The sequence below is a fragment of the Streptomyces sp. NPDC088810 genome (assembly GCF_044750305.1).
Classification (GTDB): domain Bacteria; phylum Actinomycetota; class Actinomycetes; order Streptomycetales; family Streptomycetaceae; genus Streptomyces.
In genome coordinates, this window is sequence record NZ_JBIVJQ010000001.1 from 1427798 (window position 1) to 1454417 (window position 26620).

Here is a 26620-nt window from a genome sequence, read left to right on the forward strand (position 1 = left end):
AGCCAGGGGTCCGTTCAGGCGCACCGCCTGAACGGACCCCTGTGTCGTACCGGGACTCGTTACTTTTGCGTTTCCTTGATCATTACCGTCTTTCCCCCGCTGAAAAGCGCGCCGTGGAAACGGTTCTCCGAGATGGGCGTTCAACCGTCCCGAGCGTCGGGAGTTCCAGGGAATTCCGGGCGTCGTACAAGCGTCTCGCCTCCTCGATCAGAGGTGTGTATTCCGCCGACCAGTCCACCAGGGACTGCACCACCTGCAACAGGCTTTCGCCCAGTGGTGTGAGGTGATACGTCACGCTCGGCGGCCGGTCGTCGGTGACCCGACGTTCTATCAATCCGTCCCGCTCCAGCCTGACCAGTGTCTCGGACAGGACCTTGGCGGAGACCCCGCGCAGTGCCGCGCGCAGATCACTGAATCTCGTCACGCCGCGGCCTATGTGGCCGCATACCGGCATGGTCCATCGCTCGCCAATACGGCTGAACACAAGACGAGCAGGACATGTCTGCTTGTCCACTTTTCCCCCGTAGTGGGCAGTTACCTCGGCGTAATCATATGAGCCGGACGTTAGTTCGTCACGGTGAAGTGCGCCACTGCCTTCGGGTACAACCGGTTCCCGTCAGACGCTCAATGAAGGGACCGGCATGACGACTTCTCCGCTCCAGGTGAAGAGTGCCCTCTCCGAGGCCGCCCGAGCCTCTTCCGCCTGGAACTCCGCAGGTGCCACCGTCCGTTTCGTCCTCTCCGACCCCGACGTCGACGTCGTACTCGATCCGCAGGGCCGGGAGACCGACGCGACGCCCACCCACGTGCTGAAGATCAACTGGTCCGACCTGCGGGACATAACCGACGGCCGGCGCAGCTTCCTGCGCTCCCTGACGGGCCGGCGCTTCACCGCACACGGCCCCGTGATGCAGACCATCGCCTTCGGGCACGCCCTGGCGACGTTCCGGCTCGACCACTGAACGCCCCGAGACGAGGAAGAACCATGACGTTCACGCACTCTCCCACCGACCACCCCCAGCTCCAGAGCCACGAAGCCGAAACCCTGCGCAAGGTGGCCGAATTCGCGCGCGAGGTGGTCGCACCCGGCGCCGCCGAACGGGACGGCATCGAGAAGGGCCAGGTCGACTGGGCGACCGTCCGGGAGGGCCACTCCATCGGGCTGCTGCGGATGGCGCTCCCCCGGGAGATCGGCGGCCTCGGACTGAGCCAGCTCGCCCTGGCCATGGTCCTGGAGGAACTCGCCGCCGCCGACCCCGGCATGGCCCTGATCTTCGGCGCCACCGGACTCTTCCAGACCCCGCTGCTGGTGTGCGGCGACGCCCGGCTGCAGGAGAAGTACCTGTCGCCCTTCCTCGGCGACGAACCCGTGCTCGCCTGCAACGCGGTGGCCGAGGAGCGCAACGGCACCGACCTCGTGCTGCCGCAACAGGCCGTCCACGCCCAGGACATGACGAGCGCACGCCGCTCCGGGAACGAGTACCTCCTCAACGGCACCAAGCGCTACATCACCAACGCCCCGGTCGCGACCTACGCCACCGTCATGGCCAACATCGAGGGCGACCCCGGCTCCACCGGCCTGACCTGCTTCGTCACCGAACTGGAGCAGGACGGCGTCCAGCGCGGCGAGATCCACGACAAGGTCGGCTACCGCACCGCCCCCGCCGGCGAGCTGGTCTTCACCGACGCCCGCGTCCCCGAGGAGAACGTCATCGGCGACGAGCGCGGCGGATGGGACCTCAACGTGGCGGTCGGCAACCTGACCCGCGTCAGCTGCGCCGCCGTCGCCACCGGCATCGCCCGGCACGCCCTGGAACGGGCCGTCGCCTGGTGCGGGGAACGCAGGCAGGGCGGCCGGCTGCTGTACGAGCACCAGATGTCCGCCCGCAAACTCGCCGACATGGCGGCCCGGGTCTCCGCCTCGCGGGCGCTCTACCTCGACGCCGCGGCCAAGGCGGACCAGGTGCTGCCGACGCCCGCCTACGAACCGGCGGTCGCCAAGCTGGTCGCCGACCGTGCCGCCATCGACAACGCCGACGCGGCCATGGCGCTGATCGGTGCCCAGGCCTTCCAGCGCGGCGACGGCATGGACCGCGTCCTGCGCGACGCCTACGGCCCCCGGATCTACGAGGGCACCCCCGAGGCACTCGCCCTCGTCATCACCGACGAGCTGTTCGACGTTCCGGGGGTCCGGTGACCGTCACCTCCGCCCTCTCCGCGGACGACTACAAGGACCTGCTGCTGCGGGAGTACGCCGAACTGCGGCTGCCGGACGTGGAGGCCGCGGTGACCGGTGACCCCGTCTACCGGGCCGTCAGCCCCGAGGGTCTGCTCGTGCTGACCCTCAGGGGCGGGCAGCTGCCGGAACGACTGCTGGACCTCGTCTACACCTTCCGCCTGGTGCAGTACCTGCAGCGCGGCTGGGTGGACGCGGCGGCGGTGGCGGCCCGGGAGCTGCGGTACGAGCCCCACGACGAGCAGGCCCGGCGGGACTTCCACACCCTCGTGCTGGAGCGGGACACCGGTCGCCTCAGGGGCTACGGAACGCTCGCCGTCTCCCGGGACCCCGACGGCACCCGCCTGGACGACCCCGCCCACCGCCCCTTCGTCGTCGAACGGGACTACGGCATCCGCCTGGCCGACCACCTCACCCCGGGAACCCCCGCGTCCGCGGTCGGCGAGGGCAAGCGCCTGGTCCGCGACTGGGCCATGCCCCGGTCCCCGGCCGCGGCCTCGGTCCCCTGGTGGGTGTACCTGGCCTGGGCGCACGCCTGCCTCGGGGTGCTGGAGCAGCCGGGCGGGGCGATCGTCGGCGACGGCAAGAAGACCGGGGCGATCCACCAGCTCGGACTGCTCGGCTTCCGCACCCGGATCCTGGAGGACACCGTCCCGCTCCCGCCCGACCCGTCGGACCTCTTCGCGCCCCTGTGGGACCAGCGGGAGCGCTCGTACCCGTTCATCCTGACGGACGACTGCAGGCTGCGGCCCACCCTGGACTTCCTGACGTCGGTGCTCACGTCGGGGGAGACCGGATCGGTGCGGGCCCGGCTCACCGCGCACCTGGAGGCAGCCGCATGACCACGCCGGACGTCGACAGCCCGCAGCAGGCCCGGGAACTGGACGAGGACACGTTCTACGCCTGCCTGACCCAGCGCAACCGCGGGCTGATCCCCGCGGACCTGCAGGCCCGGATCCGCCGCACCCGCCTGCTGGTGGCCGGCTGCGGCTCCATCGGCGGGGCCACCGTCCAGCCCCTCGGACGCACGGGATACCAGCACTTCGTCCTCGCGGACGTGGGCACGTACGAACTGAACAACCTCAACCGGCAGCACGCCACCGTCGACGACCTGGGCCGCAACAAGGCGGAGGTCGGTGCCCGCGCCCTGCGCGGCATCAACCCGCACGTCGACGTCGAGGTCGTCCCGGACGGTGTCACCCGGGCCAACGCCGAAAAACTGGTCGAGCAGGCCGACGTCATCGTCGACGGCGTGGACGTCACCACGCCGACCGGACTGGCCGCGAAGGTGCGCCTGCACCAGGAGGCCTGCCGGCAGCGCAAACCCCTGGTGACCGGGTGGGACATGGCAGGCATGCTCGCCGCCCAGGTCTTCGACTACCGGCAGATCCGGAGGATCTTCGACGGAGAGCTGCTGCCGGGCGACGAGGAGCGCCTGGCCACCTGGGAGGTCATCTTCCGTATCGCCCCGCGCGCGTACATCCCGGCGGAGATGTACCGCGAACTGCGGTCCGGGCTGCGCAGGCCGGACTACAGCGTGCCGCAACTGGCCGAGGCGGCCACCCAGTTCGGCTCGCTGGCCGTGCACATGGTGAACGTACTGGTGGCCGGGCGGAAGCTGCCCCGCACGGTCGCGGTGGACGTGCACCACATCGCGATGACCCCCGGCCGCCGCCTCGTCGACGACCTGGCCCGCCGGCTGGAACGGGTCCGGTTCCTGGCCCGGCTGCCCGCCGAGCAGGCCTTCCACGGCTTCGCTCCCGCGCCGGTCTACCGGGCCGCACGCCGGCTGGCACGGGGAAGCACCAGCACACTCAGGGAGGGAAGAACAGCATGACGGAATTCCGCTACACGGACATACGTGGGGCGGGTATCGGTCTCGACGGTGAGGAGTCCCGGCAGATCGAACGGGAGGCGCTGCGGATCGCCCACGAGTACGCGGACTGCTCGCTGCACGACACGGACCTGCTGCACGCCGTGGAGATCGCGGCGTCGGTCCTGCCCCCGGCGGTCCGCAAGGCCCTGATCGCGTTCCGGGACGAAGGGAACCCCAGCGGGTCCCTGCTGTTGTCGGGCCTTCCGGTGGGCACCCTGCCGCCCACCCCGGACGTGGTGGAGAAGGAACCGGCCTGGACCGAGGTGCCGGTGGCCACGCTCAGCCAGCTCATGGTCATGTCGGTGCTGGGACGCTCCTTCTCCTACAGCGACGAGAAGTCCGGGCACCTGGTGCAGGACGTGTGCCCGAAGCGCGGCGCCGAGGAACGCCAGGAGAACAGCGGCTCGGTCCTCCTGGAACTGCACACCGAGGACGGCTTCCACCCGAACCCGCCGCACTTCCTCAGCCTGATCTGCCTGCGCGAGGACCACGACCGGGTGGCGGCCACGGTCACCAGCGGCATCCTGGACATCCTGCCGCACCTTGACCCCGACACCGTCGCGGCACTGCGCCGGCCGGAGTTCCGCACCCGGTTCAGCACCTCCTTCGTACCCGACGAGTCGGTCGAGGTGCTGACCGACCCGATGCCGGTGCTCACCGGCCCCGCCGAGAGCCCCGAACTGCGGGTCGACTTCCACGGCACGATCGCTCAGACCCCCCGCGCACAGGCCGCACTGGACCAGCTGGAACGGGCCATGCTCGGCACGCTCAAGGGCCTGGTGCTGCGCCCCGGCGACCTGATCGTCGTGGACAACCGGCACGCGGTCCACGGCCGCAGCGGCTTCGCCCCGCGCTACGACGGCGACGACCGGTGGCTGCGCCGGTCCTTCGCCCTCGCCGACCTGCGCCCCGTCAACGACCGGCTCACCGGCGGACGCAGCCACCGGCCGGTGGTCACGGCCGGCGACCCGCGGCTGTCCCCGACGGTCGCATCCGTCTGAGCACCCGGACCCCGCGCATCCCACACTCCGCAAGCCCCACCAGCCCTGCTGGCCGTACGAAAGGACCCATCCCGTGAGCGAAGGAATGCAGGCGACCCTCACCCGGATCCTCGTGGAGGACCTGGAGGTCGACGCGGACCAGGCGACCGGCGACGCCACCCTGGCGGAGCTGGACCTGGACTCGCTGGCGATCGCCGAACTCATCGTGCGCATCAAGGAGGAGACCGGAGCCGACCTCGGTGACGAGGAGGCCAGCATGGGTTCCCTGACGGTCTCCGGCCTGGCCGACCTGGTGGTGGCGGCCCAGGGCGCCGAGCGGGCGGCATGAGCGCCTCCGCCGCGATCGTCGTCACCGGCACCGGCATGGTCACCCCGGCCGGTGCCGGCGTCGACGAGACCTGGAAGGCGGTCCGCGACGCCCGGACCCTCACCGGTCCCGCCTCCCGGCCCGCCGACCGCCCCGAACGCCACTGCCTGTCCGTGCCGGCCTTCGGCTCCGACATCCTGCCCGGCAGGGGAACCGCGCACCTGGACCCGTTCATGCGCTATGCCCTCGTCGCCGTGGACGAGGCGATCGCCGAGTCCGGCCTGGACCCCGGCACCTGGGACGGCCGCCGGGTCGGCATCGTCGTGGGATGCGGGCTGGGCGGCGTCGGCACCATGACCGCGGCCCAGACCCGGCTGGACGAGCGGGGAGCCGACACCGTCTCCCCCTACCTGCACCCGCGGTCCCTGATGAACATGGCGGCCGGGACGCTCGCCATCCGCCACCACATCACCGGACCGAGCCACACCGTGGTCGCGGCCTGCGCGTCCGGGGCGGTCGCCATCGGCGTGGCCCGCGATCTGATCCGCGCCGGGACATGCGACACCGTCGTCGCCTGCGGGACCGACGCAGGGGTCGTACCCGTCGTCGCCGCCGGGTTCGCCGCGATGGGCGCCCTGTCGGACAGCTTCGCCGCCGACGCCTCACGTCCGTTCGCCGCCGACCGCTCCGGCTTCGTCCTCTCCGAGGGGGCCGCGGCAGTGGTGCTGGAGCGGGAGGACGCGGCGCGCCGCCGAGGGGCACCCGACCTCGGCAGGATCCTCGGCTACGGCTTCACGACCGACGCCCACCATCCCGTGCAGCCGCATCCCGACGGCGCCGGGGCGGAGGCGGCACTGCGCACGGCGCTGGAGGACGCCGGGCTCGCCCCGGGGGACGTCGACCACGTCAACGCCCACGGCACGTCGACGCCGCACAACGACCGCATGGAGGCCCGGCTCATCACGAAGCTGTTCCCGCACGGCCCGTCCGTCACCGCCAACAAGGGTGTCCTCGGGCACTCCCTGGGCGCGGCCGGAGCCGTCGAAGCCGTGCTCACCCTGCGCACCCTGACCACCGGCGTCGTACCCCCGACCGCGCACACCCCGGCGGTGGACCCGGAACTCGAGGGCCTGGACCTGGTCCTCGGCAGCGAGAGGCACCAGCAGCCCCGGGTCGCCGTCAGCAACTCCCTCGGATTCGGCGGCGTCAACTGCGCCCTGGTGATGGGCGTCTGATCCGCCGCCGTCCCGCCCAGGCGACGAGCGGCACGGCTCGGCCGGCCGGTCCCGGCCGGTGCGCTGTCCGGTACCGGCCGGCCGGGCGAACGCGACTCGCCCCCCGCCCCGTCCGCAGGGACGGCCCCGGAGCACCCCATGAACCAACCCGCCCAGGCGGCCCAGGAGTTCGCCTTCATCACACTGCCCGAAATCATCGGCCTGATCTACGACCGCGACCGCAGGCCCACCCCGCCGCCGACCCGTGAGGACATCGATGAGAACCCAGCCCCCGAACGATCGCTGCGCCGTCGTCACCGGCCTCGGGACATGCCTGCCGGACCGGATCGTCACCAATGACGACCTCGCCCGGCATCTCGACACCTCGCACGCCTGGATCCACGAACGCACCGGCATAGCCCGCCGCCGCATCGCCGCGCCGGGCACCGCGACGTCCGACCTCGCCACGGCCGCGGCCCGGGCCGCGCTGACGTCCGCGGAGCGCACCGCCTGTGACCTGGTGGTCGTGGCCACGACCACGCCCGACCAGGCGTGTCCCGCCACGGCACCCCGCGTCGCCTCCGCCCTGGGCCTCACCGGGGCCGCCGCGTTCGACCTGGCCGCGGTGTGCTCCGGCTTCGTCTACGCGCTGTCCGTCGCCTCGTCCATGATCAGCGCGGGAACCTGCCGGAGCGCCCTGGTGATCGGAGCGGAGCTGTACTCCACGATCGTCGACCCCGGCGACCGCGGCACGGCCATCATCTTCGGCGACGGCGCGGGCGCCGTGCACCTCGAACAGGGCAGCCGCTCCGACCCCGGGGCCGTACTCGACCACGACCTCGGCAGCGACGGCAACGGCCGGCATCTGATCGCCGTTCCGCGCGGCGAACGGTATCTGCGGATGCGGGGCCGCGAGGTGTACGTACAGGCCGTGCCCGCCATGACCGACTCGGCCCTGCGGGTCGCCAAGTCGGTCGGCTGGCAGGCCGGTGACATCGACGCGTTCGTCGGCCATCAGGCGAACATCCGCATCCTGAGGTCCGTCGCCAAACGGCTGGGTCTGCCGGAGGACCGGGTGGTCGCCAACATCGAGGACGTGGGCAACACCGCCGCCGCGTCCATTCCGCTGGCCCTGGCCTGGGCGGCGGACCAGCACCGCATCAAGCGCGGCGACCGGCTGGTCCTCACCGCCTTCGGCGGCGGCCTGACCTGGGGCTCCTCCGCCCTCACCTGGTCGGGCACCCGGCCGGTGCACGGCTCGCCGGGGTAGCCGTCAGCCGCGGGCGTCCTCGGTCGCCTGCCACTCCGCCAGCAGCACGACGTCCTTCAGGAACCCGCGCACCCCGAGGAACTGCGACAGATGCTCGCGGTGTTCCTCGCAGGCCAGCCACGTCTTGCGCCGCTCCGGCGTGTGGATCTTCGGGTTGTTCCACGCCAGCACCCACACGGCGGCGGCACGGCAGCCCTTGGCGGAGCAGATCGGGGTCTCGTCACTCACGGGTTTCGTCTCGGGTTCGTCTCGTGAAGGTGCGTGAAAACGGCGACGCCGGGCAGCCACGGGGGGAGCTGCCCGGCGTCGGTCCATCGCTCCGACGGGGGATGCGGAGCGCGTACGCAGTATGTCACGGCTACCCCATCGCCCGGCACCGGAACAGCAGGATTGATCTGAGCCTTTCTTGAGCTTGCCGTAGGGTCGCGTTCCGCTTCCACCGGGCGCTCAGCGTGCTCAGAGCGGGTCGGGGCGCTCACCACGAACTCCGGCCGAGGGGCCCGGCGGCACGTCCTCCGGCGCGGGCTGCGGTTCGGGACGCGGTGCGGACTTTCGTTCGGACTCGCGCACGGACTCCCGCGCGGTGTCGCTTTCCTCCTCGGCCCCGGACGGCGCGATCATCGGCCGCATCGGCGTGGTGACGAACGTCGACGGAAGGGACGGCGGCCGCTCCCGGCCCGCGTTGGCGACCACCACGGCGATATAGGGGAGAACCGCACCGAGCACCAGCGCGACGATCGCGACGTGCCGCTCGACGTTCCACAGCGAGGCCGCGAGGATCACCGACACCGTACGGATCGACATCGAGATCACATAGCGCCGCTGCCGGCCCCGGACATCCTCGGCGAGTCCGGTCCGGGCACCGGTGATCCGGAACACCTGGACGTTCCCGCCGTGCTGTTTCCGCATCACATTCCACCATCCGCCCGCATCGGACTCCCCGGCCCGCACCCTCGTCCACACCCGGCGGGGAACCGGAGCGGGACACCTCCCACGGTACGCCGCGCCCCTGCCGGCCACGAGACCGGGTCGCCCCCCTGCCTGCGACGACTCCGGCCCTGCCGCGTACGGGGCAACCCGACATGCGCCGTACGGCGCAGCCGACCACACTGGCCGTAATGCTCACGTCGAGCCGTACGAGGAGGCAGCCATGGGCTGGTTGTGGGCGATCATCGTGGGATTCGTGCTGGGCCTTATCGCCAAGGCGGTCATTCCGGGCAAGCAGCACAGCCCCCTGTGGCTGACCACCATCTGCGGCATGCTGGGCGCCATCGTGGGCAACGCGGTCGCCCGCGCGGTCGGCGTGGAGGCGACGCCGGGCATCGACTGGAGCCGGCACATCTTCCAGCTCGTGGCCGCGATCGTCATCGTCGCGGCGGTGGACGCCCTGTACATGGCGACGCTGGGCAAGAGGAAGCACCAGCGGGCCTGACCTGCGGGGCGCGGGGCCCCGGACGACCCGTCACAAGGCAGTCGCCGGCCACCCCACGCCCCTACGACGCTCAGGCGCCCGTGACCTCCACGGCAGCCAGATTCTTCTTCCCGCGCCGCAGCACCAGCCACCGCCCGTGAATCAGATCCCCGGCGGCCGGCACGGCGTCCTCGCCCACCACCTTCACGTTGTTCACGTACGCCCCGCCCTCCTTCACGGTCCGCCGCGCAGCGGACTTGCTGGCGACGAGCCCGACCTCGGCGAACAGGTCCACCACCGGAGCCAGCTCGGTGACCCGGACGTTCGGCACCTCGGCCAGCGCCGCCGCCAGCGTCCGCTCGTCCAGGTCAGCCAGCTCGCCCTGCCCGAACAGGGCACGGGAGGCGGCGACCACCGCGGCCGTCTGGTCGGCGCCGTGCACCAGCGTCGTCAGCTCCTCGGCCAGCGCCCGCTGCGCCGCCCGGGCCTGCGGACGCTCCTGCGTCTGCCGCTCCAGCTCCTCGATCTCCTCACGGGACCGGAAGCTGAAGATGCGCAGGAACTTGGAGACGTCCCGGTCGTCCGCGTTGACCCAGAACTGGTAGAACGCGTACGGCGTGGTCATCTCGGGGTCCAGCCACACCGTGCCGGACTCGGTCTTGCCGAACTTGGTGCCGTCCGCCTTGGTGATCAGCGGGGTGCCCAGCGCGTGCACCACGGCCTCCGGCTCGACCCGGTGGATCAGGTCCGTGCCCGAGGTGAGGTTGCCCCACTGGTCGCTGCCGCCGGTCTGCAGCGTGCAGCCGTGCCGCCGGTACAGCTCCAGGAAGTCCATGCCCTGCAGGATCTGGTAGCTGAACTCGGTGTAGCTGATGCCCGCGTCGGAGTTGAGCCGCCGGGAGACGGCCTCCTTGGCGATCATCTTGTTGACCCGGAAGTGCTTGCCGATGTCCCGCAGGAACTCGATGGCCGACAGGCCCTGGGTCCAGTCCAGGTTGTTGACCATCACCGCGGCGTTCGGCCCGTCGAAGTGGAGCAGCGGCTCGATCTGCGCGCGCAGCCGCTCCACCCAGCCGGCCACGACCTCCGGCGCGTTCAGCGTGCGCTCGGCCGTGGGCTTCGGGTCGCCGATGAGACCCGTGGCGCCGCCGACCAGCGCCAGCGGACGGTTTCCCGCCTCCTGGATGCGGCGCATCGTCAGGATCTGCACCAGGTTGCCGAGGTGCAGACTGGGCGCGGTCGGGTCGAAGCCGCAATAGAACGTGACGGGGCCGTCCGCGAACGCCTTGCGCAGTGCGTCCTCGTCCGTGGAGAGGGCGATGAGCCCCCGCCACTTCAGCTCGTCGACGATGTCCGTCACGGTTCTCGTGTCTCCTTGGTGATCTTCGGGCAGCCGGGTGACACCCGACCACGAACGCCTACGAGGTTATACGCCCTGACTGACAGAGCTCATGTTGAAATCGGGGATGCGCAGCGCGGGCATCGCGGCCCGGGTGAACCAGTCGCTCCACTCGCGCGGCAGCGTCTTCTCCGTCCGTCCGGCCTCCGTGGCCCGGCCCAGCAGGTTCACCGGCGACTCGTTGAACCGGAAATTGTTCACCTCCCCGGTCACCTCGCCGTTCTCCACGAGATAGACGCCGTCCCGGGTCAGGCCCGTCAGCAGCAGCGTCGCCGGGTCGACCTCGCGGATGTACCACAGGCAGGTCAGCAGCAGCCCGCGCTCGGTGCCCGCGACCATCTCCGCCAGGGAGCGGTCGTCCCCGCCGTCCAGGATCAGGTTGCCGAGCACCGGGGCGACCGGCAGCCCGGTCAGGCCCGCGCTGTGCCGGGTGGTGGTCAGGTGCTTGAGCACGCCCTGGTCGATCCACTCGGTGGCGTGGGTCGGCAGCCCGTTGTCGAACACCGACTGGTCGCCGCCGGAGGAGTGGGCGACGACGAAGGGCGGGCACTCCAGACCGGGCTCGTTCGGGTCGCTGCGCAGGGTCAGCGGCAGCTCGCTCAGCCGCTCGCCGACCCGGGTGCCGCCGCCGGGACTGGAGAACACCGTCCGGCCCTCGGCCGCGTCCCGGCCCGACGCCGACCACAGCTGGTAGATCAGCAGGTCCGCCACGGCGGTGGGCGGCAGCAGCGTCTCGTAGCGGCCCGCGGGCAGCTCCACCCGCCGCTCCGCCCAGCCGAGCCGTACGGCCAGCTCGGCGTCGAGCGCGCCAGGGTCGACGTCCTTGAAGTCCCGGGTGGACCGGCCGGTCCACGCCGAGCGGGTGCGGTCCGGCGACTTGGCGTTCAGCTCCAGCGTGCCGGTGGGCTGGTCGTGCCGGAGGCGCAGCCCGGTGGACGTCCCCAGGTACGTCGACACCAGCTCGTGGTTGGCGAAACCGTACAGCTCCCGGCCGCCCGCACGCGCGCGTGCGAAGGCCTCGCCGAGGGCCGGGGCGAAGTCGGCGAACACGGCGGAGGAGGTCTCGGCGGGCGCGTCCGTGAAGTCGGGGGAGTCCGGCACCCCGCCGACCAGCGGCTGCGCGTCCTCGGCGGGCCCGGCGCCGCGCGCGGCGGCCTCGGCGGCCCGCACCAGCGGCTCCAGCTCGTCCGCGGTGACCGCGGACCGGGACACCACACCGGAGGCGGTGCCCTGCGCGCCGTCCACGGTCGCGATCACGGTGAGCGTACGGCCCCGGGTCACGCCGTTGGTGGTGAGCGCGTTGCCCGCCCAGCGCAGGTTGGCGGTGGAGTGCTCGTCGGCGATGACGACGCAGCCGTCGGCGCGGGACAGCGCGAGCGCCTGCTCGACGACCTCGTACGGCTTGTGGGTACGGGCGCTCATCGACCGGCCTCCTGCGTGGTGTTGAGGATGTTGACGCCCCTGAAGAGGGCGGACGGGCACCCGTGCGACACGGCGGCCACCTGGCCCGGCTGGGCCTTGCCGCAGTTGAAGGCACCGCCGAGTACGTACGTCTGCGGTCCGCCGACGGCGGCCATGGAGCCCCAGAAGTCCGTGGTCGTGGCCTGGTAGGCGACGTCCTTCAGCTGCCCGGTGATCCGCCCGTTCTCGATCCGGAAGAAGCGCTGGCCGGTGAATTGAAAATTGTACCTTTGCATGTCAATCGACCACGAACGGTCGCCGACGACATAGATGCCTCGGTCGACGCCGCCGATCAGGTCCTCCGTCGACAGTCCGGCCGGATCCGGACGCAGGGACACGTTGGCCATCCGCTGCACCGGCACATGCGCCGGCGAGTCGGCGTACGCGCACCCGTTGGACCGCTCGAACCCGGTCAGCCGGGCGATCCGCCGGTCCAGCTGGTAGCCGACCAGCGTGCCGTCCTTCACCAGGTCCCAGGACTGCGCCTCGACGCCCTCGTCGTCGTACCCGATGGTGGCGAGGCCGTGCTCGGCGGTGCGGTCGCCGGTGACGTTCATCAGCTCGGAGCCGTACCGCAGCTTGCCCAGCTGGTCGAAGGTGGCGAAGGAGGTGCCCGCGTAGGCCGCCTCGTAGCCGAGGGCGCGGTCCAGCTCGGTGGCGTGGCCGATGGACTCGTGGATGGTCAGCCACAGGTTGGACGGGTCGATCACCAGGTCGTACAGGCCCGGCTCGACGCTCGGCGCCCGCATCTTCTCGGCGAGCAGCTCCGGGATCCGCTCCAGCTCGCCGTCCCAGTCCCAGCCGGTCCCGGTCAGGTACTCCCAGCCGCGGCCCACCGGCGGGGCGAGGGTGCGCATCGAGTCGAACTCGCCGCTGGACTCGTCGACCGACACCGCCGTCAGCTGCGGATGCAGCCGCACCCGCTGCTGGGTCGTCACGGTCCCGGCCGTGTCGGCGTAGAACTTGTTCTCGTGGACGGTGAGCAGCGAGGCGTCCACATGGTCGATGCCGTTCGCGGCCAGCAGCCGGTTGCTCCACTCCGCGAGCAGGGCGGACTTCTCCTCGTCCGGCACCGAGAACGGGTCGATCTCGTACGAGGACACCCACGTCCTGTCGGCGTGCACCGGCTCGTCGGCCAGCTCCACCTGCTCCTCGGACCCGGCGGCCTTGATCACCTGCGCGGACAGCCTGGCCATCGCCACCGCCTGCGAGGCGACCCGGGCGGCGGCGTCCATGGTCAGATCCACCCCGGAGGCGAAACCCCACGTACCGCCGTGCACCACCCGGACCGCGTACCCGAGGTCGGTGGTGTCCGAGGATCCGGCGGGCTTGCCGTCCCGCAGCCGCCAGGCGGCGCTGCGCACCCGCTCGAACCGGAAGTCCGCGTGCTCGGCGCCCAGCGCACGCGCGCGTGCGAGCGCAGCGTCGGCGAGGGCGCGCAGAGGGAGCGCCAGGAATGAATGATCAACTTCGTGGGGCACCGGTGGGATCCCTTCGGGCGCTTGGCTGTGGTGGCCTTTGCAGGAAGTGAATCATGTATCGCTGCTCACACTCCCGGGAAAAAATACGCGCGCTTTTCGGCCGGGACAGAGGGGGTGAAGTTCTGAGCCGCACCGTGTGTGAAAGCCCTGGCAAAGGTGGTCCGGCTGGGCAGTAAGGTGGCTTGGTTGCGTGGTACGTCCTCCGGCCGACGGGCGGCTCCAGGGGACGGAGCATGCGGGCAAGCAGTGGTACAGAACTCAAGGGGGACCGGCCGGCTCATGGACGTCTTCGGTGTCCATCACGACCTCATCGCCGAGTACAAGGCGTTCACCAGCGCCCTCGTCGCCGTGCGGGACCAGGCCATCGAGCGTCATCTGGCCGACGAGCGCGAGCGCAAGACTCGCTGGCCCGACCCCAAGCTGGCCCTGAACCCGACCTTCCGCAGCGGCGGAACCGTGGCGGCCATGTGCGACGACGGCCTGCTTCACCCGATGTGCAGGGAGTACTTCCGGCACAAGAAACATCCGAACGACCCGGGCAGCCGCACCCTCTCTCTGCACGAGCACCAGCGTGAGGCCATCGTCGCCGCCGACCGCGGGGACTCATACGTGCTCACCACGGGCACCGGCTCGGGTAAGAGCCTGACCTACATCGTGCCGATCGTCCACCATGTGCTGCAGGACCCGAATCCCGACGGCATCTCGGCGATCATCGTCTACCCCATGAACGCGCTGGCCAACAGCCAGCTTCACGAGCTGGAGAAGTACCTCACCTGGGGCATCCCGGACGACCGCCGCAAGGTGACCTTCGCGCGGTACACCGGCCAGGAGGACGCCGAGCAGAAACTCCAGGTCCTGCGGAAGAAGCCGGACATCCTTCTCACCAACTATGTGATGCTGGAGTATCTCCTCACCCGCCCCGACGAGCGCCGGGAACTGATCGGCGCCGCCCGCGGACTGCGCTTCCTGGCCCTCGACGAGCTGCACACCTACCGGGGGCGTCAGGGCGCCGATGTGGCCCTGCTCGTCCGCCGGCTGCGGGACGCGTGCGAAGCACCGGACCTCCAGTGCATCGGCACATCTGCCACAATGGCCACGGGCGTCACGTTCGCCGAGGCCCGGGAGGAGATCGCCGGCGTAGCCTCACGTCTATTCGGCACGAAGATCCGCCCGGACCGTGTCATCGGTGAAACCCTGGAGCGCTCGACCGATCCCGGTGCCGACGCCGTGCCCGGAGTCCATCCCCGTGAGCCGCTCGCCGACGCCGTGCGCCGCGCGGCCGCCACGCCCCACGAGCTTCCTGCCGAGTACGCGGCCCTGAGCCGCGACCCCCTCGCCGTCTGGGTCGAGGACACCGTGGGCCTGGCCGTCGAGGAGCCCAGCGGCCGACTCGTCCGCCGCCCTCCGCTCACCATCCCGCAGGCCGCCGCCCTGCTCGCCGAGGCCAGCGGTGAGCCCGCCGAGGACTGTCACCGAGCCATCGAGAACGTGCTGCACGTCGGAGCGAAGGTCAGGCACCCGGAGCTGGAAAGGCCTCTGTTCGCCTTTCGGCTCCACCAGTTCCTGTCCAAGGGCGACACCGTCTACACAAGCTTCGAGTCTCCCGGCGTCCGCCACCTCACCAGCCAATACCAGATCCGCGTCCCCGACCACCGTGACAAGCCACTCGTCCCCCTCCACTTCTGCCGTGACTGTGGCAAGGAGTACCTGGTGGTCACCCGTCCCGCCGAGCACGAGGGCAGGGTGTTCGAGGCACGGGAGGACCCGGACGCCCCAGCCGCCGACGGTGACGGCTTCCTCTACGTCAGCGACGACCGCCCCTGGCCGGACGCGGACGACAAGGAAGCCGTGTTCCAGCGACTTCCGGCCAGCTGGGTCGAGACGGACGAAGACGGCCAGTCCGCGGTCCTCAAGGCCCGGTCCGGGGACCTCCCGCAGGAGGTGTGGATCGGCGCTGACGGCCGTCTCACCGAGCCTGGCACCGGGCTGCGTGCGTGGTGGATCGCCGCCCCGTTCCGTTTCTGCCTGCACTGCCGCACCTCGTACGAGCAACTGCGGCTCAAGGATCTCGCCAAGCTGGGCACTTTCTCCGCGGAGGGCCGCAGTTCCGCCGTCTCGCTCATCAGCTCCCGAGTCGTACGTTCTCTGCGCGAGCAGTCCGACCTGACGAAGAAGGCCCGCAAACTCCTGACCTTCGTCGACAACCGTCAGGACGCCAGCCTCCAGGCCGGCCATTTCAACGACTTCGCCTTGGTCAGCCAGGTGCGCGGGGCCCTGTACCGGGCCCTGGCGGCGGTGGGGGAGCAGGGACTCACGCACGACGGGCTGCCCCAGGCCGTGTTCGACGCTCTGTCCCTCCCGCTGGACACCTACGCCAAGGTGCCGACCGCCCGCTTCCACCAGCGCGACCTCGCCCAGTCGGCACTGCGCGACGTGCTCGCGTACCGCGTCTACGCAGACCTGGAACGCGGCTGGCGTGTCACCATGCCCAACCTCTCCCAGACCGGCCTGCTGCGCTTCGACTACACGTCCCTCGCCGAGATCGCGGCCGACACCGCTTCCTGGGAAGGCTGCCATCCCCTCCTCACCGGCGACACGGCCGCCCACCGTGAACAGCTGTGCCGCCACATCCTCGACGAACTGCGGCGCTCCCTCGCGGTGGAGGTGGACTGCCTCACCCAGGAAGGCTTCGACCGGCTCGGCAGGATCAGCGAGACACATCTGGTCGCTCCCTGGGCCATCACTTCACGCGAGCCCCGGGTCCGTGAGCGCCGAGCCTACGCGGGCCCCGGCCGGACCGGCACCGCGTCCGACGCGGTGTACCTCAGCGGTCGCGGCGCGTACGGCCGTTACCTCCGTCGTATCGGCCAGTTCTCCGCCCTGCCGGGCCAGGCCGGCAAGCGCATCTCCGTCGCCGACGCCGACGCCGTCATCAGGGACCTGATGCGCGTGCTGCGCGAGTGCGGGCTGCTCGCTGTAGTCCAGGAGGAGCGCGACGGCTCCTACGGCCACCAGCTGCGTGCCTCCGCCTTGCGCTGGCTCCCGGGCGACGGTACGAAGCCCGAGCCCGACCCGGTGCGCAAGGTGACCGACGCGGAGGCCGACGTCCGCGTCAACCCGTACTTCCGCGACCTGTACCGTGCCGGGTCCGCGGGACTCACCGGCATACGGGCGCACGAGCACACCGCGCAGGTCGACTCCACGGTTCGCCGCCTCCGGGAGGATGCGTTCCGGGACGGTGACCTGGAAATCCTTTACTGCTCCCCGACGATGGAGCTGGGCGTCGACATCGACGAGCTGAACGCGGTCGGCATGCGCAACGTTCCGCCGACCCCGGCCAACTACGCACAGCGTTCCGGGCGCGCGGGCCGCGGGGGCAGGCCCGCGCTCGTCACCACGTACTGCTCGACCGGATCACCCCACGACCAGTACTACTTCCGCCGTCCCGGTCTCATGGTGTCCGGCAGCGTCACCCCGCCCCGCCTCGACCTCGCCAACGAGGAGCTGATCCGCTCCCACGTCCACTCGATCTGGCTCGCCGAGACGGGTGTGCACCTCGGCAGCCGGCTCACGGACGTGCTCGACGCCGAGACCGTGGCCCCGGACGGGCGGTGGCCGCTGAACCTCCTGCCACGGGTGCGGAACGACCTGGACAGCGAGACCGCTCGGCTCCGCGCCATCGGCCGGGCCACCGAGGTGCTCGCACCGCTCCGTGAAAAAGAATTGGCCGACGCCTCCTGGTGGCACGACGGCTGGGTGGAGCGCACGGTCCGCCAGGCGCTGGGCAGCCTCGACGCCGCGTGCGAACGCTGGCGCCGCCTCTACCGCACCGCACGTACCGAGGTCGAACAGCAGCACCGCCGGGCCAATGACCTGTCCCTCAGTCGGAGGGACCGCGACATCGCCGCCGGCCGGCGCGCCGAGGCCGAGAACCAGCTGAAGCTGTTGCGTAACGAGGCCGACAGCGAGTCGTACAGCGACTTCTACACCTACCGGTACTTCGCCTCCGAGGGATTCCTGCCCGGCTACTCCTTCCCCCGGCTGCCGCTGGCGGCGTACGTGCCCGGAGAGCGTTCGTCCGGCATGTACGGTCAGCGCAACGGCGCCTATATCCAGCGGCCCCGCTTCATTGCGATCGGCGAGTTCGGGCCCGGCGCGCTGATCTACCACGAGGGCAACCGCTACACCATCGACCGCGTAACGGTTCCCATGGGCGACCGCCCCGGACAGGTGGCCACCAGCGACATCAGGTTGTGCGAGGCCTGTGGCTACTGGCACGACCGGGTCGAGGGCGCCGACCGCTGTGAGAACTGTGCTGTCCCGCTCCACCGCACTCTGCCGAAGCTGATGCAGCTCACGCAGGTGCACGCGGAGCCGCGCCGGCGCATCTCCTCCGACGAGGAGGAACGACTCAAGCGCGGCTTCCACCTGCGGACGGTCTACCGGTACGCACCGGGCGGCGTGTACGAGGCCCAGGTGCGCGGCGCGGACGGAGATCTCCTGGCAGAGGTCGCCTACGGGGACTCCGCCAACGTCCGCGTCCTGAACCTCGGCTACCGCAAACGGGACGCCAAGGACCGTTCGGGCCAGGGCTTCTGGCTGGACCCGGTCACCGGTAAGTGGCTTTCGGAAGGCAAGGCCGCCCGCATGGCCCAGGAGGAATCCACGGAGGAGGAGTCCCTGGCGTCCTTCGACCGGGCGCAGCGCACCCTTCAGGTCATCCCCTATGCCCAGGACACCAAAAACATCGCCGTCCTGAGACTGGCCGAGCCGGTCGACGACATCACCGCAATCTCCCTCCGCTACGCCCTGGAGCGCGGCATCGAGGCACACTTCCAGCTGGAGGACTCCGAGCTCGAGAGCGAGGACCTGCCGGACGCCGAGCGACGCGGCCGGACCCTGTTCGTCGAGAGCGCCGAGGGTGGCGCGGGCGTACTGCGCCGACTGTACGACGACCAGAACGCGCTCAAACTGGTGGCGCAGGAGGCTTTGCGGATCATCCACTACGACGAGGATGGCAAGGACCTCGACCGGGCGGAGGGCGCACCTGAACGCTGCGAACTGGGCTGCTACGACTGCCTGCTGTCCTACTCCAACCAGGGCTTCCACCGGCGTATCGACCGGCACCGCGCCGCGCCGTGGTTGGTGGCGCTCGCCCGGTCCCGCACCGGGGACGAGTCCCGTCCGGAACCCTCGAAGGCACCCGTCCCGCGCAGGGACTCGGCTCCCGACACCCCCGTCGAGGCGTTCGTACGCCTTCTCGCGGACGGCGGACACAGGGTCCCCGATGAGACCGCCACCGACATCGCGGACGCGGTCTACCACCTCCCCGGCGCGGAGGTCGCCGTCTTCCTGGAGTACGACGGCGCCCAACGGCTCGGAGAGCAGGACGAGTACCGCATGATGGACGACGGCTGGCTGGTGATCAGGGCCGGAGCCGAACCCGACTGGAAGGACACCGTGCGCGCATACCCGGACGTCTTCGGCATCGGCCGCGACCACAGGGGAGGCGACCGATGAGCACCACGACCGGCCGCGTGCCCGGCACCCTGGTGCGCGCCAGGGACCGCGACTGGGTCGTCCTGCCGGGCACCACCGAGGACCTGGTCCTCGCCCAGCCCCTGGACGGAGACCGCGAGTTCGTCGCCGCCCTTTTCCCCGACGAGGTCTGCGAGCCGGGCTTCGGCCGCCCTGAGGCCGTGCCCGGCGAGGCTGGTGACTTCGCCTCCGCTTCCTTGCTGCGCACCGCCCTGCGCATCGCCTCGACCGCCGGCGCCGGCCCCTTCCGGTCCCTGAACGCCGTCGCCGTCGAACCCCGCCAGTACCAGCTGGTGCCGCTGATGATGGCGCTGCGCATGGACCCCGTACGGCTCCTCATCGGCGACGACGTCGGTATCGGCAAGACCGTCGAGTCCGCGCTGATCGCCAAGGAGCTCATGGAGCAGGGCTCGGCCCGCAACATGACCGTGCTCTGCTCGCCCTCGCTCGCGGAGCAGTGGCAGCGCGAGCTGCGCGACAAGTTCGGCATGGAGCCGGAGCTGGTCCTGCCGTCCACGGCCGCGCGACTGCAGAAGGCGATCGACGACCCCGGCCGGTCGATCTTCGACCACTACCCGGTCACCGTCGTCTCCACGGACTTCATCAAGCAGGACGAGCGCCGCGACGCGTTCCGCCGCCACTGCCCCGACATCCTCATCGTCGACGAGGCGCACACATGTGTCGGCACGGGCGGCAACGAGCAGCAGAAGCGGTACGAGCTGCTGTCGGCGCTCGCCGACCGCACCGAGCGCGACCGCCACCTCATTCTGGTCACCGCCACCCCGCACAGCGGCGACCCCCAGGCCTTCGCCAAACTCACCGGGCTCCTCGACCCCTCCCTGCGCACGCTGGACACCACCCGGTCCGCCGACCGCGATAAACTGGCCCGCCACTTCGTGCAGCGCCGGCGCCACGACATCAAGCGGTACGTCGGGCAGGAAACACCCTTCCCCGAGGACCGGGACACCCAGGACGCCCTCTACCGCCTCGACCCCGACTACGCGCGCTTCGTCGCCGACATCCTCGCCTACACCCGCCAGCAGGTGCGCGGTCCCGGCGGCGACCACCACCAGCGCATGTCCTGGTGGACGGCGCTCACCCTGCTGCGCTGCGTGCTGTCCTCACCCGCCGCGGCCGCCGCGACCCTGCGCACCCGCTCCCTGATCGCCGCCACCCGCACCCCGGCCGAGGCGGACAAGCTGGGCCGGGCCGCCGCGTTCGAGCTCACCGACGATGAGACCGCCGAGGGCATGGACGTGGTGCCCGGATCGCTCCCCGACGAGGAGAACACCGCCGGCGGACGCACGGGTGAGGCCAAGGCACTCGCCGACTTCGCCGAACGGGCGGACGCCCTGGCCGGCCTTGAGACGGACGCCAAACTGCGCACCCTCGTCGACCGGGTCAAACGGCAGCTGGTCGACGGATACGACCCCATCGTCTTCTGCCACTACATCCCCACCGCCGAGTACGTGGCCCAGTACCTCAAAGAGGAGCTGGGCCGCAGCGCAAGCGTGGAGGCGGTCACCGGCACCCTCCATCCCGACGCCCGGCAGGCCCGCGTCGACGAGCTGACCGCCCGGCGCGGCCGACACGTCCTGGTCGCCACCGACTGCCTCTCCGAGGGTGTCAACCTCCAGGAGCACTTCGGCGCCGTCATCCACTACGACCTGTCCTGGAACCCCACCCGCCACCTCCAGCGCGCGGGCCGCGTCGACCGGTTCGGCCAGCCCCGCCGCCGTGTCCGCGAGATCACCGTCTACGACACGGACACCGGCATCGACGGCCTCGTCCTGAAGGTCCTCATCCAGAAGCACAAGGACATCGCCGACCAGACCGGTGTCGCCGTCCTCGTCCCCGACCAGGGCCGGGGCGTCCTCGAAGCCCTCGCCAGCGCGCTGCTGCTGCGCGGCAAGCAGCCCGAGGGCCAGCTCACCCTCGACTTCGAGAACGACCCCGACTTCGGCCAGGCCCGCGAGGCCCTGCACAAGGAGTGGGAGTCGGCCGCCGAACGCGAGTCGAAGGTGCTCACCAAGTTCGCCCACTCCGGCCTGCGCCCCGAGGAGGTGGAGGCCGAACTGACCGCACTCCGGCAGGCGTTGGGCGATCCTGGCGACATCGCCACGTTCGCCCGCGAGGCCCTGGCCCAACTAGGTGCCCAGCCGATCGGTGACGCCCGCGACCGCGGCTTCAAGGCCCCCGTCGACCCGCTGCCCACCGGTCTCAAACACGCCCTCGGCTTCTACGAAGACGGCGATCAGACTGCGGCGCCGGGCAGCGCACCCAGGGCGCAGGCGAAGGGCCGCGCCAAGACGGCGGCCCGTGACCTGGTCTTCCGCGAGGACCTCCCCGTCGCCCGCGGCGAACACGCCCTGTCCCGCACCGATCCCGCCGTGCGCGCCCTCGCCCGCTACCTCCTCGACGCGGCCGTCGACACCACCCTGCCGCCCGAGGAGCGCCCGGCACGGCGTCTCGGCGTGATCCGCACCGCCGCCGTGGACCGCCGCACGGTCCTGCTGCTCGCCCGCTACCGCTTCCGCCTGACCCTGCCCGGCCGCAAGGCGAGCGACGACCCGCGCGTCCTGGTCGCCGACGACGCCCAGGTCCTCGCCTGGCGCACCGGCGACGACGGCCGCCGCGCCTGGCTGTCCGACGAGGAGACCGCTGCCCTGCTCACCGCCACCCCCGACCTGAACACTCTGCCCGCGCTGCGCGACCAGCAGGCCGCCCGGGCCGCCGCCGAACTCGACGACGACGAGATCCACGACCACCTGGCCGCCCGCGGGCTGCTCCTCGCGGACCGCCTGCGCGAGGCCCACCAGCGGGTCCGCGAGGCCGCCGGCCAGCGCGGCCGCGAGCGTGGCGCCGCCGCCGTACGCCGCATCGACGTCCAGCCGTCCGGCGCCCCGGACCTCCTCGGTGTGTACGTGTACCTCAGTGTCCCGGCCGCACAGCAGCCCGCTTCCGGAGGAGACCGGTGACCGCCCTCGCCCCCGACCGCCTCCCCGCCTCCGCCGCCGTCCGCGTCGAGGGCGGTCTGCTCTCCGCCGACCTCCTCGGCAAGATCCGCGCCGGTGACCCCGAGCTGCCCGGCAGCGCCCCCGCCGACTACGGCCTTGGCCGTGGCGTACGCATCGAGGACGCCGCCAGCCGCAAGTGGAACGCGCTGCGTGCCGCGTACACCTCCCTCCAGGAGGAGCTGAAGGAACTCGACGGGAAGGCCGACCCCACCAAGGCGACCCGCGTCTGGCTGCTGACCCTCCTGGAGGAACTGGGCTACGGCCGCCTCCCCGCCCGCCGCGGCGGCATCCGGCTGCCCGGCCGCCGTGAGCCGTATCAGGTCAGCCACCAGTGGCAGGACCACCTCCCCGTCCACCTCCTCGGCTGGACCACCCCGCTCGACCGCTGGTCGGCGGGCAGTTCCCGCGTCCCCCAGTCGATGATGCAGGAGCTGCTCAACGCCTCCCCGGACCACCTGTGGGGCATCCTCTCCAACGGCCGCGTCCTGCGCCTGCTGCGCGACTCCACGGCCCTTGTCGGTTCCGCCTACGTTGAGTTCGACCTCGAAGCGATCTTCGGCGGCGGCGACTTCTCCGACTTCCTGCTGATGTACGCGCTGCTGCACGCCTCCCGCCTGGAGCTGGTGCCCAAGCCGGAGAAGAAGCGCAGGGCTACGGCCGCCACCGAGGAGACCGAAGAGGAGCCGGAGGAAGCAACCGAGGTCGAGGAGACCGCGGACACCGCTCCCGAAGACATCAAGCTCACCCCGGCGGACTGCCGCCTGGAGTGGTGGCGGGACTTCGCCGTCGAGACCGGCATCCGCTCCCGCAACCTGCTCCGCGACCAGGTCGCGAAGGCGCTGAACATCCTCGGCACCGGCTTCCTCCAGAACAACCCGGCCCTGGCCGAGGCGATCACGACCGGCGGCCGCCGCGCCCTGGACGACTTCCACCACGAACTGCTGCGCCTCGCCTACCAGCTGATCTTCCTCTTCGTCGCCGAGGACCGCGACGCCCTGCTCGTACACCCGGGCAGCAGGGCCACCAAGGCAGAGGTGAAGGCGAACCAGGCGGCCCGCGAGCGCTACAACCTCTACTTCTCCACCGCCCGCCTGCGTCGCATCGCCTCCCGCCGCAAGGGCGACCACCACACCGACCTGTGGCAGGGCCTGGTCCGCGTCCTCAACGCCCTCGGTACGGATGGGGGCGAACCGACACTGGCGCTTCCGGAACTCGGCGGCCTGTATTACCTGCCCGAGCCCAACGAGATCGATCCGCAGGCCCAGCCCACCCGCCTGCCCGGCGGCTCCGAGCCCCTCCGCGCCGCGAAGCTCCCCAACGAGCGTCTGCTGGAAGCCGTACGTCTGCTGTCCCGCATCAAGGACAAAGGCCGGACGACCAGGGTCGACTACCGCCACCTGGGCGCCGAGGAACTGGGCAGCGTCTACGAGTCCCTGCTGGAACTCGTTCCCGCGCGCGAGCCGGAGAACGAGCTGTTCGAACTCAAGGACCTCGTCGCGGGCAACAAGCGCAAGCTGACGGGCTCCTACTACACCCCGTCGTCTCTGATCGAGAAGCTGCTGGACAACGCCCTAGACCCGGTCATAGAGCGGTATGCGGCGTCGGGTATCCCGGACCACCTCCTGCGGATCAACTTCGTGGATCCGTCCTGTGGCTCGGGCCACTTCCTGGTGGCCGCGGCCCGGCGTATCGCCCTGCGGTACGCGCAGATGATGCATGGTGAAAGCCAGCCGGCACCGGAGCGGGTCCGCGAGGCGATGGCCAAGGTCGTACGGCACTGCGTCCACGGCGTCGACATCAACCCGCTCGCCGCCGAACTGGCGAAGGTGTCGCTGTGGCTGGAGTCCCTGACTCCGGGCGAGCCGCTTGCGTACCTCGACGACCGGATCAAGACGGGGAACGCCCTGCTGGGCGCCACCCCGGCCGTTCTGGAGCGGGGCATCCCGAATGGTGCCTTCGAGAAGCTGGAGGGCGACGAGCAGTCGGTCGTCACCAAACTGCGTCAGCAGAACGACCAGGAACGAAAGGGCGCGGAGCAGCTCCCGTTCGCCGAGAGGGGCGTGCGGACCAGCACCGCGACCGTGCGGGTGGAAGCGGAGAAGGTCGCGAAGATCGGCGACCACAGTCTCGCCGAGGTGCGCCAGCACGCGCGCGCCCACCGCGAGTTCGAGAAGCAGCCCGAACTGCGGCACATGAAGCGCGTCGCGGACGTCTGGTGCGCGTCCTTCCTCTGGCCGAAGCACAAGGGCGCGCCCACGGCGATCACCAACAACGTGCTGCGGGCCGTGGAGAAGGACAAGGAGGACCGGCCGCTGGAGGAGGAGGCGGCCGAGACGATGCTGCGGGACATCGTCCGCCGCAACCAGTTCTTCCACTGGCACCTGGAGTTCCCGCGCGTCTTCCGAGTGGAGGACGGCGACGCCACGGACGTCAACCCGGAGACCGGCTGGCAGGGAGGCTTCGACGCGGTCCTGGGCAATCCGCCCTGGGAGCGGGTCAAGATCCAGAAGAAGGAGTGGTTCGCGGCGCGGGACGAGGAGATCGCCGCGGCGAGCACGGCCAGCATCCGCGACCGCATGATCGAGGCGCTGGCCACGAGCGTGGACGAGGAGGGCCGGCCGAACGAGGGCGACCGCCGGCTGTACGCGGAGTACCAGTTCGATCAGCGGGAGTCCAAGGGCCAGGTCACCATGTACCGGAAGTCGGGCCTGTTCCCGAAGACCGGCTTCGGTGATGTGAACACGTACGCGGTCTTCGCGGAGAAGGCACGTCAGCTGATCGGTCCGGAGGGTATGGCCGGGCTGGTGCTGCCGACGGGGATCGCGACGGACAAGACGACTGCTGACTTCTTCGCGGATCTGGTGGAGAAGCGGCAGATGGTGACCGTGCTGGACATGGAGAACGAGGAGAAGCTGTTTCCAGCGGTCCATAACCAGTACCGGTTCAGCTTGTTCACCATCGCGGGCCGCGACCTCGGCGAGCGCTACCCGGCCGTGCGCCTCGCGTTCCGGGCACGGCGGCCGGATCAGCTGGACGTGCGGGAGTTCACGCTAGACGAGGAAGGGTTCAAGCGAATCAATCCAAACACGCGGACAGCGCCGGTTTGTGAGAGCCCGGAGCATCTGCGGGTGTTGGAGGGGGTGCATGAGCGGGTGCCGCTGCTGAGGCGGCATGTGAGCGGTGGGCCGGCGGATCCGTGGCGGCTGGGAGCGGCGCCTTTCATGCGTATGTGCGAGGACACCAAGAGTTTCCGCAAGTCGGAGGTTCTTGCTGCCGAGTGCTCACCCTCGGGCACGGTCTTCACGGACGGCACCACTCGCTATCTGCCACTGTATGAGGGGCGGATGCTTCACCACTACGACAGCCGCTTCGCCACATACGAGAATGCGTCCCAAGCCCAGATCAACAAGGGCACGCTTCCTCGGCTCGACACCGACGCTCATAAGGACCCGTCGGCTTTGCCTCTGCCTCGACACTGGGTTGCCGAGAGTGAGGTCGAGGACAGCCTCGCCGAGGACCTTGCCAAGCAGCGCAAGGCTTGGACGCATGACTGGTTGATGGGGTGGCGTGACGTCTGCAGGGCATCGGACGAGCGCACGGTGATTGCGTCGGTGCTGCCGAGGACAGCGGTGGGCCACAAGTTCCCGTTGATGTTCCCCGCCCAAGGGCCGGAGCTGCTGTTGGCCAACCTCAGCAGCAGAGCGCTGGACTTCGCAGCCAAGCAGAAGTACGCCGGTGCATCCCTGGTGTACTTCGTACTGGAGCAGCTCCCCGTCCTGCCTCCCGCCGCCTACGACGTCTCCGCCCCATGGACCGACGGCGCCCCACTGGCCGACTGGATCCGTCCCCGAGTCCTCGAACTCACCTACACGTCCTACGAGATGGCACCGTGGGCCAAGTACCTCGGCGATGACGGCCCACCGTTTGTCTGGGACGGTCGGCGCCGTTTCCTGATGCGTGCGGAGCTGGACGCCGCCTACTTCCACCTGTACGGCATTGAGCGGGCGGACGTGGACCTTGTTATGGACAGCTTCCGGGCTTTCAAGAACAAGCAGCCCGCCGTGTTCGAGGACACCAAGAACGAGATCGTCCGTGTCTATGAGGCGATGGCCGAGGGGCAACCCTTCACGCACCCCGACCTCACCCCGCCCCCCGCGCAGGGCCCGCGCCATCCGCCGGGCACGAGCCCGCTCACCCGTGTCGTCCCGGTCGGCGGCCCCCCAAAGAGCCCAGCGGTACCGGTGGCGAAGAAGAAGCGCCGGGGTAAGTCCGTGCCCGACCAACTGGGCGGAGGACTGTTCGACCTGGACGAGGTGCAGGGCGGCGACATACAGCTCGACCTGCTCAACCTGTTCGGTGAGGACGAAGAGGAGTAGGCGCGAAGACACAGACGAACGGGCGGGTACGCA

General features: G+C 70.6%; 18 protein-coding genes. 12 read left to right on the forward strand and 6 right to left on the reverse strand.

Features of this window, described 5'->3' with window-relative positions:
* Positions 1 to 82: 82 nt before the first annotated feature.
* Positions 83 to 514, reverse strand: coding sequence for a helix-turn-helix domain-containing protein (locus ACIP4Y_RS06555; protein ID WP_358648160.1), 432 nt, complete (start codon positions 512 to 514; stop codon positions 83 to 85).
* A 127-nt stretch (positions 515 to 641) separates the two neighbouring features.
* Between ACIP4Y_RS06555 and ACIP4Y_RS06560 the strand changes: the two genes are divergently transcribed.
* The 8 genes from ACIP4Y_RS06560 (at position 642) to ACIP4Y_RS06595 (ending at position 7904) form a co-directional block, all read left to right on the forward strand.
* The gene (locus ACIP4Y_RS06560) at positions 642 to 962 is read left to right on the forward strand and encodes a hypothetical protein (RefSeq protein ID WP_401388477.1); all 321 of its coding nucleotides are present in this window, start codon (positions 642 to 644) and stop codon (positions 960 to 962) included.
* Positions 963 to 985: 23 nt separating this feature from the next.
* Entirely contained in the window at positions 986 to 2197 is a 1212-nt protein-coding gene (locus ACIP4Y_RS06565; RefSeq protein WP_401388479.1) for an acyl-CoA dehydrogenase family protein, read from the forward strand.
* Positions 2194 to 3078: a hypothetical protein gene (locus tag ACIP4Y_RS06570; protein WP_401388482.1), complete on the forward strand. Its 885-nt coding sequence runs from the start codon at positions 2194 to 2196 to the stop codon at positions 3076 to 3078. Before ACIP4Y_RS06565 ends, ACIP4Y_RS06570 begins: the two co-directional genes overlap by 4 nt.
* The gene (locus ACIP4Y_RS06575) at positions 3075 to 4073 is read left to right on the forward strand and encodes a ThiF family adenylyltransferase (protein ID WP_401388485.1); all 999 of its coding nucleotides are present in this window, start codon (positions 3075 to 3077) and stop codon (positions 4071 to 4073) included. The genes ACIP4Y_RS06570 and ACIP4Y_RS06575 overlap by 4 nt, the downstream gene beginning before the upstream one ends.
* Positions 4070 to 5113 (forward strand): TauD/TfdA family dioxygenase, encoded by a 1044-nt coding sequence (locus ACIP4Y_RS06580; RefSeq protein ID WP_401388488.1) that lies wholly within the window; start codon positions 4070 to 4072, stop codon positions 5111 to 5113. Before ACIP4Y_RS06575 ends, ACIP4Y_RS06580 begins: the two co-directional genes overlap by 4 nt.
* Before the next feature lie 73 nt (positions 5114 to 5186).
* Positions 5187 to 5441: a phosphopantetheine-binding protein gene (locus ACIP4Y_RS06585; RefSeq protein WP_358648154.1), complete on the forward strand. Its 255-nt coding sequence runs from the start codon at positions 5187 to 5189 to the stop codon at positions 5439 to 5441.
* The gene (locus tag ACIP4Y_RS06590) at positions 5438 to 6655 is read left to right on the forward strand and encodes a beta-ketoacyl-[acyl-carrier-protein] synthase family protein (protein ID WP_401388491.1); all 1218 of its coding nucleotides are present in this window, start codon (positions 5438 to 5440) and stop codon (positions 6653 to 6655) included. Before ACIP4Y_RS06585 ends, ACIP4Y_RS06590 begins: the two co-directional genes overlap by 4 nt.
* A 256-nt stretch (positions 6656 to 6911) precedes the next feature.
* Positions 6912 to 7904, forward strand: coding sequence for a beta-ketoacyl-ACP synthase III (locus ACIP4Y_RS06595; RefSeq protein WP_401388494.1), 993 nt, complete (start codon positions 6912 to 6914; stop codon positions 7902 to 7904).
* A gap of 3 nt (positions 7905 to 7907) precedes the next feature.
* Here the strand turns inward: ACIP4Y_RS06595 and ACIP4Y_RS06600 are convergent, their stop codons facing one another.
* A complete protein-coding gene (locus ACIP4Y_RS06600; RefSeq protein WP_401388496.1) occupies positions 7908 to 8132 on the reverse strand; it encodes a hypothetical protein in 225 nt (74 codons plus the stop codon).
* A gap of 228 nt (positions 8133 to 8360) precedes the next feature.
* A complete protein-coding gene (locus ACIP4Y_RS06605) occupies positions 8361 to 8813 on the reverse strand; it encodes a DUF3099 domain-containing protein (protein WP_401388499.1) in 453 nt (150 codons plus the stop codon).
* A 241-nt stretch (positions 8814 to 9054) separates the two neighbouring features.
* On the opposite strand from ACIP4Y_RS06605, the gene ACIP4Y_RS06610 reads away from it, so the two are divergent.
* Complete coding sequence (locus ACIP4Y_RS06610) at positions 9055 to 9336, forward strand: GlsB/YeaQ/YmgE family stress response membrane protein (RefSeq protein WP_401388502.1); 282 nt, start codon at positions 9055 to 9057, stop codon at positions 9334 to 9336.
* Positions 9337 to 9406: 70 nt separating this feature from the next.
* On the opposite strand, the gene tyrS is transcribed toward ACIP4Y_RS06610, so the two are convergent.
* From tyrS to ACIP4Y_RS06625, 3 genes are all read right to left on the reverse strand, one after another.
* Positions 9407 to 10675 (reverse strand): tyrosine--tRNA ligase, encoded by a 1269-nt coding sequence (gene tyrS / locus ACIP4Y_RS06615; protein ID WP_401388505.1) that lies wholly within the window; start codon positions 10673 to 10675, stop codon positions 9407 to 9409.
* A 66-nt stretch (positions 10676 to 10741) separates the two neighbouring features.
* Positions 10742 to 12136, reverse strand: coding sequence for a metallopeptidase TldD-related protein (locus tag ACIP4Y_RS06620; RefSeq protein ID WP_401388507.1), 1395 nt, complete (start codon positions 12134 to 12136; stop codon positions 10742 to 10744).
* Entirely contained in the window at positions 12133 to 13656 is a 1524-nt protein-coding gene (locus tag ACIP4Y_RS06625) for a TldD/PmbA family protein (RefSeq protein ID WP_401388510.1), read from the reverse strand. Before ACIP4Y_RS06625 ends, ACIP4Y_RS06620 begins: the two co-directional genes overlap by 4 nt.
* Positions 13657 to 13935: 279 nt before the next feature.
* On the opposite strand from ACIP4Y_RS06625, the gene ACIP4Y_RS06630 reads away from it, so the two are divergent.
* Genes ACIP4Y_RS06630 through ACIP4Y_RS06640 form a run of 3 tightly spaced genes read left to right on the forward strand, consistent with a single transcriptional unit; the run spans position 13936 to position 26587 of the window.
* Positions 13936 to 19176 (forward strand): DEAD/DEAH box helicase, encoded by a 5241-nt coding sequence (locus ACIP4Y_RS06630; RefSeq protein WP_401388513.1) that lies wholly within the window; start codon positions 13936 to 13938, stop codon positions 19174 to 19176.
* On the forward strand, positions 19173 to 22172 hold the full coding sequence (locus tag ACIP4Y_RS06635) for a helicase-related protein (RefSeq protein WP_401388516.1): 3000 nt from the start codon (positions 19173 to 19175) through the stop codon (positions 22170 to 22172). Before ACIP4Y_RS06630 ends, ACIP4Y_RS06635 begins: the two co-directional genes overlap by 4 nt.
* The gene (locus tag ACIP4Y_RS06640) at positions 22169 to 26587 is read left to right on the forward strand and encodes an Eco57I restriction-modification methylase domain-containing protein (RefSeq protein ID WP_401388519.1); all 4419 of its coding nucleotides are present in this window, start codon (positions 22169 to 22171) and stop codon (positions 26585 to 26587) included. Before ACIP4Y_RS06635 ends, ACIP4Y_RS06640 begins: the two co-directional genes overlap by 4 nt.
* The last annotated feature ends 33 nt before the right edge of the window (positions 26588 to 26620 follow it).

What these genes read in the sequence shown, in the direction of transcription:
- ACIP4Y_RS06560 (WP_401388477.1), top strand. Translation starts at nt 642, where the DNA reads ATGACGACTTCTCCGCTCCAGGTGAAGAGTGCCCTCTCCGAGGCCGCC.
- ACIP4Y_RS06565 (WP_401388479.1), top strand. Translation starts at nt 986, where the DNA reads ATGACGTTCACGCACTCTCCCACCGACCACCCCCAGCTCCAGAGCCAC.
- ACIP4Y_RS06575 (WP_401388485.1), top strand. Translation starts at nt 3,075, where the DNA reads ATGACCACGCCGGACGTCGACAGCCCGCAGCAGGCCCGGGAACTGGAC.
- ACIP4Y_RS06580 (WP_401388488.1), top strand. Translation starts at nt 4,070, where the DNA reads ATGACGGAATTCCGCTACACGGACATACGTGGGGCGGGTATCGGTCTC.
- ACIP4Y_RS06590 (WP_401388491.1), top strand. Translation starts at nt 5,438, where the DNA reads ATGAGCGCCTCCGCCGCGATCGTCGTCACCGGCACCGGCATGGTCACC.
- ACIP4Y_RS06595 (WP_401388494.1), top strand. Translation starts at nt 6,912, where the DNA reads ATGAGAACCCAGCCCCCGAACGATCGCTGCGCCGTCGTCACCGGCCTC.
- ACIP4Y_RS06605 (WP_401388499.1), bottom strand. Translation starts at nt 8,813, where the DNA reads ATGCGGAAACAGCACGGCGGGAACGTCCAGGTGTTCCGGATCACCGGT.
- ACIP4Y_RS06610 (WP_401388502.1), top strand. Translation starts at nt 9,055, where the DNA reads ATGGGCTGGTTGTGGGCGATCATCGTGGGATTCGTGCTGGGCCTTATC.
- ACIP4Y_RS06620 (WP_401388507.1), bottom strand. Translation starts at nt 12,136, where the DNA reads ATGAGCGCCCGTACCCACAAGCCGTACGAGGTCGTCGAGCAGGCGCTC.
- ACIP4Y_RS06630 (WP_401388513.1), top strand. Translation starts at nt 13,936, where the DNA reads ATGGACGTCTTCGGTGTCCATCACGACCTCATCGCCGAGTACAAGGCG.
- ACIP4Y_RS06635 (WP_401388516.1), top strand. Translation starts at nt 19,173, where the DNA reads ATGAGCACCACGACCGGCCGCGTGCCCGGCACCCTGGTGCGCGCCAGG.